Raw genomic sequence first — 8,952 nt, 5'->3', positions numbered from 1 at the left:
ACCCCGATTCGGGTCAAGCAATTTTATGACAAGCTGATTTCAAAAAATTCAAAGGCCCGAAAACCGGGGGGTTGGGCGGGGTCGAAAGGCACCCCGCCCTTCCGAATCACTTGCGAACCTGGTCGCTCACGATCGCCGCCGTCAGCAGCGGCGAGAAGAGCTGGTTGATGATTCCCACGAACTTCGTGACCGGACCCGACGCCGAATTCGCGATATAAATCAGGTCCTTGTCCTGCATGGGGAAGGCCTGGGCGATCAGATAGGACTCGGGCCGCATCAGATTGAGCCGGTAGATCACTGGCCGGCCAGCCGCGATATCGGCCGCGTTGTAGCGGAAGAGGAACACGGCCGACGGATCCGCCTGCGCGTCACTCGGACCGCCAACACGAGCAAGTGCCTCGGCCAACGAAACGCTCGGCGCTTCGAACGAGACCTGCGACACTTTCTGGCTGGCTCCGAACACGCTGAAGCTGCGCGGCTCCTTGACCAGTTCGATGCGGTCGCCGGGCTGGAGCAACAGATCGTCCGCCCCGCCGGCCCGTATATCGCCAAGCCGCATCGTCGCTGTCTGGCCAGCGCGCGTCAGCCGAACGGTCGTATCGTTGCTCGCGACCTTGGCTCCACCAGAAATGGCAAGCGTGTCCAAAAGGTGTTCGCGTGCAGCCGAAAGCGGCTGCCGCCCCGGGCGGCCGACATCTCCAAACAGATAGACGCTGTTTGCCGGGCTACTAACGATCGTCACCAAGGCCTGTGGACTTTGCGATTTTCCGACCAGCGCCTGCTCGATCATTCGTTGCACGTCATAAGCAGTGCTGCCGGCAACCTGCAGTCGCCCCATATAAGGAAGGCGTATAGTCCCGTCGCTCGCGACCGATACGGTGCTCAGGCGCCGGATGGACGTGCCTGAATCCTCGCCGCCTGAAGATCCGCCGAAACTGGCCTGCGGACCGAACAGCGTCACGCCGACTTCATAGATGCCGATCTGGAGCTCATCGCCTGGAGCAATGCGATCGACCCTCGCATCCTGCGCCAACGGGGCAAACCGGCCTTCCGTGGTCGGACGGGTCGCATCTGCAAGCCGCCGGAATGCGGAAGCGTCGAGATTGACGACTTGGAAGCCCAAGGCCTCCGGCTTGCCAGCGGCCGACGTGACTTGCCGAGCTGTCGGTCCGCTCGATGGGAGCGATGCACAGCCCGAAAGAGCAAGGATCATAGCAAGCGAAGCGGCCGGCAGATGCGCGCGGCGAGACAATTCAGTGAACATGGACAGCCTTGTGATCGAGCACAGGAAACGAAGTCAGACCGACGCTGTGCCGCAACTTCGGGAGAAAGGAAATATAGCGCGTCGCTCGACGCATTCAGGTGATGCCCCGCATCTGCAATCCATGATGAACCTCGCATGCCTCGGCGACGCTATCGTAGAAAGTCAAATTGCCCGCATAGAGCACAGCCCCGCGCGTACAATATTGTTCCAGCGTATGAGGATCGTGCGAGATCATAACCAAAGATGCGCGTTCGCGCCGCTCAAGCAAAGCTTGCTCACTCTTGGCACGGAAGCGCTCATCGCCGGCGCCCGTGACTTCGTCGACGAGATAGCAGTCAAACTCGATCGGCAACGAGATACCAAAGGCAAGGCGCGCCATCATGCCTGCCGAATAAGTGCGCGCCTGCTGGTATAGATATGGGCCGAGTTGAGCGAACTCCTCGACATAGGCGAGTACCTCCTCCTCATCCCGCTTATAAAGGCGTGCGATGAAGCGAGCATTGTCAGCACCCGTCAGCACACCCTGGATACAACTAGTATATCCTATCGGCCAGCTCGTCGTCATCGAACGGTCTACCGATCCGCTGCTTGGCTGCTCGATCCCCGCAATCAGCCGCATGAGAGTAGATTTTCCCGCCCCGTTGGCACCGCAGATCCCAATGCTGTCGCCCCGCGCGATGTCGAAGCTGACGCTATTGAAGACGTGCTTTGTGAAGCCTTCGGCGTGATAATTTTTCGATACGTTCCTGAACGAAATCATCGCGAAAATCCGACATCTGAAACGCCGCAGGGCTGGACGCGAGGGCCCGTCCCTGCGATGCGGCAGTCCATAGACGATGGGGCCGCAAACGCAAATCGGAGCCGCAATTGACGGCCGCATGCTCGGCGCGCCGGCGACGGGCGTTGCGACCTATGCCCATGCGCTCCTAGCAGCACTCGACATGGCAAACTCCGATCCGCGCGTTGTTTCCGATCGATCGAGCGGAAACGGCCTTGTTACCGCCGGCAGGATCGAACGCTGGAATCGCTGGCTCGACGTCCGTTGCACCCGCATCCGCCGACTAAAAAGTCGGAACAATGGGCTGTGGTATCGCGACATCTTTCGCCTCGCCCATGTGCATTTCGATACGCATCGCACATTGCTCGCGCTTCGCCCGCCCGTGCGACCGCCGCGCATCATGCACTGGACCTATCCCATCGCCGCCAGGATCGAGGGGTGGATCAATCTCTATACTATTCATGATCTGATCCCAATCGAACGGCCAGACCTTTCGCCCATCGATGGCGTACGGCTCGAAGCCATGATCAGGGCCATCGCCGATAGCGGCGGCCATTTTATGACAGTGTCCGAAGCATCGCGCGCGTCGCTGCGACAACTTCTGGGTCCGCGAGTTCCTGTCCATGTATGCACGACGGGCATCGACCTGACCTCTGCAGCGCATGGGGGACCGTCCCCCATTCCCGCCGACAGCTTCATCGCGATAGGATCGGTCGAACCCCGCAAGAATATCGAACGGCTCGTCGACGCCTGGGCAGCCAGCGGTGCGCGGCGCCCTCTCGCGATCGTCGGGCCTACAGGCTGGCGAGGCGAGGCGATCGAACACCACCTGGCCCGAACCCAGGGCATAATCCGCATACCTTATATCGAGCGCGAAGATCTTCTTTCGGCGCTTGCCAGTGCGCGCGCGCTGCTTTTCCCTAGCCTGGCCGAAGGCTTCGGCCTGCCGATCATCGAAGCGATGGCGCTGGGCACGCCCGTCATGACATCCGCCGAAGGCGCTACGGCCGAGATCATGGGAGGAGCCGGCCTCGGGGTAAATCCTGTCGATCCGCTGTCGATCACGATGGCCATCACGCGCCTCGATGACGATGATGAGCTTTGCGGATCGTTGGCTGCCGCCGGGTTGGCCCGATCGCATGACTTCACGATCGAGGCGTTTGCCGGACGCCTGCGCGAAGTCCATGCCGCCATCGCCCGCGATTCCGCATGGCGTACGTGAAGATCAGCGGCTAATCGGCGGGACAGAAGCTTAGACGGCAAGGGCGGCATGACGAAGTATAGAATCGGGATCGACGGCTATAATCTGGCCATGCCGCGCGGGACCGGCGTTGCAACATACGCTTTCTCCCTCGCCCGAAACGTCGCCGCGCTTGGGCATGAGACCACGGGCGTGTTTGGGCTCGACGTCGGCAAGCGCCCCGAAACGCGCGAACTGATGTTCTTCGATGGCTTCGGCCGCACACCGCAGAAGGAAACGCGGCGGCAAATCCGGAACCGCATCATCCGCGAGACTCGGGCGACTTTCTTCACGGCACAGGGTTTCGACGTGCCGATGACCGACGCGGTCGAGAAGCAGAGCTACGTCAACAGCCTGCCGGGCTTCGATCGCGTGGTCAGCAGCGCACGCCTGTTCGAGGTCGGATTCCGGCACCTCGAACTGTTCGGCAGCTTCCTGAAGCTTCGGGTCGAACACCCGCCCGAGATCATGCACTGGACCTACCCGGTCCCCGTGGTGATGGAAGGTTCGCGCAACATCTACACGCTGCACGATCTCGTGCCGTTGCGCCTGCCCTACACCACGCTCGACCACAAACACCTCTATTATAAGCTCGTCGAACGGGCGGCGCTGGATTCGCATCACATCTGCACGGTGTCAGAAGCGAGCCGCGACGACATCTTATCGCGCTTTCCTATCGCGCCCGACAAGGTGACCAACACCTATCAGTCCATTCCCGTCCCCGCCGGTGCGCTATCGCGCAACCCGGCCGAAGACGCAGCGATGATAGAGGGCATGTTCGGCCTTCAGCAGCGTGGCTATTTTCTGTTCTTCGGCGCGCTCGATCCGAAGAAGAATATCGCGCGGATCATCGAAGCCTATCTCACGTCCCGCATGGACACGCCGCTCGTCATCGTCGGCGCGCGCAACTGGGGCACCGAACAGGAATCGAAGATGTTGGGCGGCGGCGGCGTCTCGGTCTACGGGCACGCGGTCAACAACCGCATCGTCCAGCTCGATTATCTGCCGCGCGACCTTCTGTTCCGGCTGATCCGTGGCGCCAAGGCGGTGATGTTCCCATCGTTGTTCGAGGGCTTCGGCCTGCCGGCACTCGAGGCGATCCAGCTTGGCACGCCTGTCATTTCGTCGAACATCAGTTCCCTACCCGAAATCGTCGGCGATGCGGGGCTTCTCGTCGATCCCTATAATGTTCAGGCGATCGCCGATGCCATGCTCGCAATTGACGGGGATCCGGCGGTAGGCGCCCGGCTTACGGCCGCAAGCGCTGCACAGGCGGCAAAGTTCGGCGATGAGCCCTATCGCGAGCGCCTTACCGCCATGTACGATCATGTGATGGCGACCAAGGCATGAGCGAAGCCTCCATCGACCACCCCATCCGCGAGCTCGATCCGTTCGCGTTCTTCGTCGGCCATGCCAGCCGGATAAAGCCGCTCGGCGGCCCGAACAGAGGGCCCGATCCCAAATACGGCTTCCACACGCCTTATTTCGAATATCGGCCGGGGCCGGTCGTCTTCACGATCCGCTTTCACGATTTGAAGGTGAGTTTCGGCGAACTCGGCATTCATGTGAACGGCTTTGTCGCGGACAGCGGCCGGCATGCGGTGCTGGTGGGGTCGTCGCGTGCCGACATGCCGGAACTCATGCGCGAAGGAACCGAAATCACGGTGCGCATCAACGCGGTGCGTGGCGTGACCTACGCGCTCTTCGGATTCTTCGCGGACGGAACCGATGCCCATGCATCAGGCATGACGATCACGGCGCAGGAGCTTGGAGCAGCCGAAAATACATCGGTACCCGCCGAAGCGTTCGAGCGTACGCGGTTCGGAAACGAGACAATCGGCCAGGTCTCGGCGCTGGTCGACAGCGGCGCGCCCAACTTTGCACACCCGATTTCGCAACCGCTCACCCAAAGTCAGCTCGATGAGGCAGGGATCGGCGGCGCGGAGGGCGCATCCGACCGATGGTCGGAAGCCTTCATCCTTAAAGTGCTCGAACGCTATGGCGTGCTGCAACTTGGCGCGCGTGGGCTGATGCTCGGCGGGTCGTTGCAATTGGCCGAAGCCATCGCGGCCAGAGGGTGTCAGATGGTTATTGGCGGCGAGGACAGCCTGCCGGATCTGCCGGCCAATATCAGCGTCTGGCCGCTCAATTTCGCCGAACTGCCCGATGACCTGCGCGGATTTGACTTCCTCTTCTCGATGGGCACGGCCTGCCGCCTCGAAACGGTCGACAATGCCCGCTGGTTCATCAACAGCGCGATCCGCAGCCTCCGCCCCGGTGGGATCGCCGTCCATCTGGTCGACTGGCTTGCAACGAGCGACGAGCGCGGCTTCGCAACCGCCGATCGCCTGCCGCTTCGCCGCAGCGAACTGACGCGCATCGCGCTCACGTTGATCTCGCACAATCATGAAGTCGCCCAACTCAACTTCGGTGGAGAAGAGCCGGACGATCAGCCGCTCGTCACACCGGTAGAGGTGAACACGCCCGACGGTCCGAAGACAGTCGAGATAACGCCCTTCGGTCTCATCGCCCGCGCCTGACAGGCTTGCGGGCTGCGGAAAATGGCCGATAATCGTTCCGACTTGGGGTGGGGCGACAGCGATGCGCAAGCCGGTGATCCTGTGCGTGGTGGGCACGCGGCCGGAAGCGATCAAGATGGCGCCGGTGGTGATCGGCCTGCGCGCCCGCGATGATCTGTCGGCGCTGATCGTATCGACGGGGCAGCATCGCGATCTCGTCGCGCCCCAACTCGCCCATTTCGGGCTCGTTCCCGATATTGATCTGGGCATCGCCGCCGATGGCCGCACCTTGGCGGGGCAGCTAGGCCGCCTTCTCGAAGCGCTGGACACCTGCCTCGCCACGGCTCTGCCCGATCTGGTGATCGGCCAGGGCGACACGCTGTCTGCTTTCGCCGCAGCACTCTCCGCTTTCTATCGCCAGATTCCCTTTGCGCATGTCGAGGCGGGTCTGCGCACCGACCGGCTCGACAGCCCGTTTCCGGAAGAGATGCATCGCCGGGCGATCGCACTCGCGACCCGCCTGCATTTCGCGCCGACACGATCGGCCGCGAATCGGCTTGCCACCGAGGGCGTCCCCGCCGATCGCATCCTGATCACCGGCAACAGCGTCATCGATGCTCTGTTCCACGTCACCGCGCGGCAAGAACCCACAAGAGCTGCGCGCGCCTCGTTCCTGTTCACGCTGCATCGCCGTGAGAGCGTCGACATGGCTGACGACATCTTGGCGGCGGTCGGCCGGATCGCGCTGGAGCGGCCCGATATCGACGTCGTCTATCCGGTCCATCCCAATCCGGCCTTCCACGATCGCGCTCATTCTCAGCTTGGGCGGATCGCCAATGTCCGGCTGACGCAGCCGCTCGACTATCCCGATCTGGTCGCGGCGATGGCCGCTTCATTGTTCGTCGTCACCGACAGCGGCGGCCTTCAGGAAGAAGCACCCGCGCTCGGCAAGCCGGTGCTCGTGCTTCGGGAGGTCAGCGAGCGAATGGAAGCCGTCGAGAGCGGCGCGGCCCTGTTGATTGGCACCAATGGCGATCGCATTGTCCGCGAGACGCTGCGGCTGATCGACTGCGCCGACAGCCGAGCGCGCATGGCCATCGGCGGTTCACCTTATGGCGACGGTCGCGCCGGCACCCGGATAGCGTCGGCCTGCGCGCGTTATCTGGGCGCCGCGCGCGACATTCCGATCGACGCGTTCGGCTGAACGATCAGGCGACGGCGGGCTGGAGCGTCAGAGCCGCTTCGTCCTCCGGAGGCGTATCAAAGCGGGTCGAATCGGCCGGAGACAGCAACATGCCGTGACGCACCAGCCAGTCGCCGACCGACGCGCGCGAACTGAGCCAGGCGGTGGCGGGCGCAAGCAACAGGCCCGCAGCGACCGGCAGGGTCCAGATCGATCCATCGACCCCCGCAACGATCCCGGCGACCAGCAGAGCGCCGAGCGCCAGATGCCAGCGATAATAACGCAGCACTTCACCGAACAGCAGCCCTTCGGTTTCGCGGCGCTGTGGCGACCAGCCGCTGTGGCGGCCGCGCAGGATGCTGACGATCGCCATCGTCTGGGTGAGCATGGTGACGGGCGCGGTCACGATCGAGATCAGGATCTCCACCGCTACACCGCGCAGCACCTTGCGCCAGCCGCCCAGGCTTTTGAGCAAGGCATCGTCGAGACTTAGAGCCAGCAGTGCCACCACCTTGGGCCCGAACAGGAAGATCAAGGTCAGCGTGAGCAGCCAACCCGACGAAATCAGCAGGAAGCCGTCGAAATCGGCACGGACCTGCTCGAAGACTCCGGCGAAGATCAGCAGCAGCCACAATGGCGACGTCAGATAGGCCGATGCGCCCATGACCAGTTGCAGCCTGCTGATCCAATGAAGTCCGCGCGTGTGGAGCAATCGCAGATGTTGCAGATTGCCCTGGCACCAGCGTCGATCACGGATTGCGTGATCGATCATCGTCGGCGGATATTCCTCATAGGTGCCGTCCGACAGCATCACCAGGTGAACCGCCCAGCCGCGCCGGCGCAGCAGCGCGGCTTCGACCATGTCATGGCTCATGATGTGCCCGCCCAGCAGCACATCCTCGTCAAGCGCGGGCAGGCCGCAGCTTTCGGCGAAGGCGCGGCAGCGCACGATCGCATTATGACCCCAGAAGGTCGCCTCGGTTCCCGACCACCATCGCAGCCCCGCCGATCCCACAGGCCCGTAAAGGGCGGCTGCGAACTGGTGCCAGCGCGCGAACATCGTCCGGCCGTTGAGCAAGGCGGGGACCGTCTGGATCAGCCCGATACCCGGCCGCGCCTCCATCGCGGTGGCCAGGCGCGACATCGCCGCGCCGCTCATCAGGCTGTCGGCGTCGAGCACGATCATATGATCATAGCCACCGCCGAAGCGGCGCACCCAATCGCCGATATTCCCCGGCTTGCGTGCGACATTGAGCGCACGGCGGCGATAATAGACAGCCGACGCGCTTTCGCTGCGGAACTGACGGAATGCAATATGCTCGCGTGCCAGCGCATCCTCGCCCGAATCGCTCAGAATGAAGAAGTCGAACTTGTCGGAAGCGCCGATCGCGGCGACCGATTCGGACATCAGGCGAAGGCGGCGGAAAACCGCATGCACGTCTTCATTGTAGATCGGCATCAACACCGCCGTCCGTGCGGTGGGAAGCGACAGCTTCATGGCGGGCCCGGGCACCATCGGTCCGCGCGCCAGCATCACGAAGAAGCCCGCCACCGCATTCAGGAAACCGAAGGCGATCCACGCGAAAAGGCCGAAGAACAACACGAAGAAGCCTGCGTCGATCAGGTCGACGCCGTCCGACTGCAGCGGAGTGAACATTTCCTGCGCAGCCAACAGACCGCAAAGGAAGCTGCCGACGATCAGGAAGGCGCGGCGCAGCACCAGCGATCGGAGCGGTTGTTCGTGGTCCACCTGAACCACCGGCAGCGCCCCGAAATCCTGGATCGGCATCTCGATCGGGGTTTCCGGTGGCAGATCGGCATGGGTCGTGGGGCCGGGATCGATGCTGGCATCGGTGCCGAACGGGGCGTCATCGGCCTCGCCTTTGTTCACTTCGTTCATCCGTGCGTCATGCATGCAAAGCTTCGCTCGCCCCTGGGGCGCCGAAAATCCAGCAAAAAGGGTGAAAG

At 62.8% G+C, this 8,952-nt stretch carries 7 protein-coding genes; 4 read left to right on the top strand and 3 right to left on the bottom strand.

Translation table 11 applies throughout. The features are described 5' to 3' along the window. Nucleotides 1–106: 106 nt before the first annotated feature. Nucleotides 107–1,264: a polysaccharide biosynthesis/export family protein gene (locus FYJ91_RS06985; protein WP_149521565.1), complete on the bottom strand. Its 1,158-nt coding sequence runs from the start codon at nt 1,262–1,264 to the stop codon at nt 107–109. Nucleotides 1,265–1,358: 94 nt separating this feature from the next. After that, nucleotides 1,359–2,024 carry an ABC transporter ATP-binding protein gene (locus tag FYJ91_RS06980; RefSeq protein ID WP_149521564.1) on the bottom strand — a complete coding sequence of 222 codons (666 nt, stop codon included), beginning with the start codon at nt 2,022–2,024 and terminating at the stop codon, nt 1,359–1,361. Nucleotides 2,025–2,142: 118 nt separating this feature from the next. Between FYJ91_RS06980 and FYJ91_RS06975 the strand changes: the two genes are divergently transcribed. The 4 genes from FYJ91_RS06975 to wecB all read left to right on the top strand — a co-directional run bounded on the left by FYJ91_RS06975 (nt 2,143) and on the right by wecB (nt 7,005). Next, a complete protein-coding gene (locus tag FYJ91_RS06975) occupies nt 2,143–3,264 on the top strand; it encodes a glycosyltransferase family 4 protein (protein ID WP_246152517.1) in 1,122 nt (373 codons plus the stop codon). Nucleotides 3,265–3,312: 48 nt separating this feature from the next. Beyond that, nucleotides 3,313–4,632 (top strand): glycosyltransferase family 4 protein, encoded by a 1,320-nt coding sequence (locus FYJ91_RS06970; RefSeq protein ID WP_149521562.1) that lies wholly within the window; start codon nt 3,313–3,315, stop codon nt 4,630–4,632. Further along, entirely contained in the window at nt 4,629–5,822 is a 1,194-nt protein-coding gene (locus FYJ91_RS06965) for a class I SAM-dependent methyltransferase (RefSeq protein WP_149521561.1), read from the top strand. Before FYJ91_RS06970 ends, FYJ91_RS06965 begins: the two co-directional genes overlap by 4 nt. Nucleotides 5,823–5,883: 61 nt before the next feature. Then, nucleotides 5,884–7,005: a non-hydrolyzing UDP-N-acetylglucosamine 2-epimerase gene (gene wecB, locus FYJ91_RS06960; RefSeq protein ID WP_149521560.1), complete on the top strand. Its 1,122-nt coding sequence runs from the start codon at nt 5,884–5,886 to the stop codon at nt 7,003–7,005. A gap of 4 nt (nt 7,006–7,009) precedes the next feature. On the opposite strand, the gene mdoH is transcribed toward wecB, so the two are convergent. Continuing rightward, complete coding sequence (gene mdoH / locus FYJ91_RS06955; protein ID WP_246152515.1) at nt 7,010–8,899, bottom strand: glucans biosynthesis glucosyltransferase MdoH; 1,890 nt, start codon at nt 8,897–8,899, stop codon at nt 7,010–7,012. Nucleotides 8,900–8,952: the final 53 nt, after the last annotated feature.

The organism is Sphingomonas montanisoli, assembly GCF_008274695.1.
Taxonomy (GTDB): domain Bacteria; phylum Pseudomonadota; class Alphaproteobacteria; order Sphingomonadales; family Sphingomonadaceae; genus Rhizorhabdus; species Rhizorhabdus montanisoli.
The sequence above is the reverse complement of the archived record's forward strand: the minus strand, read 5'-3'. Positions and strand labels throughout refer to the sequence as shown.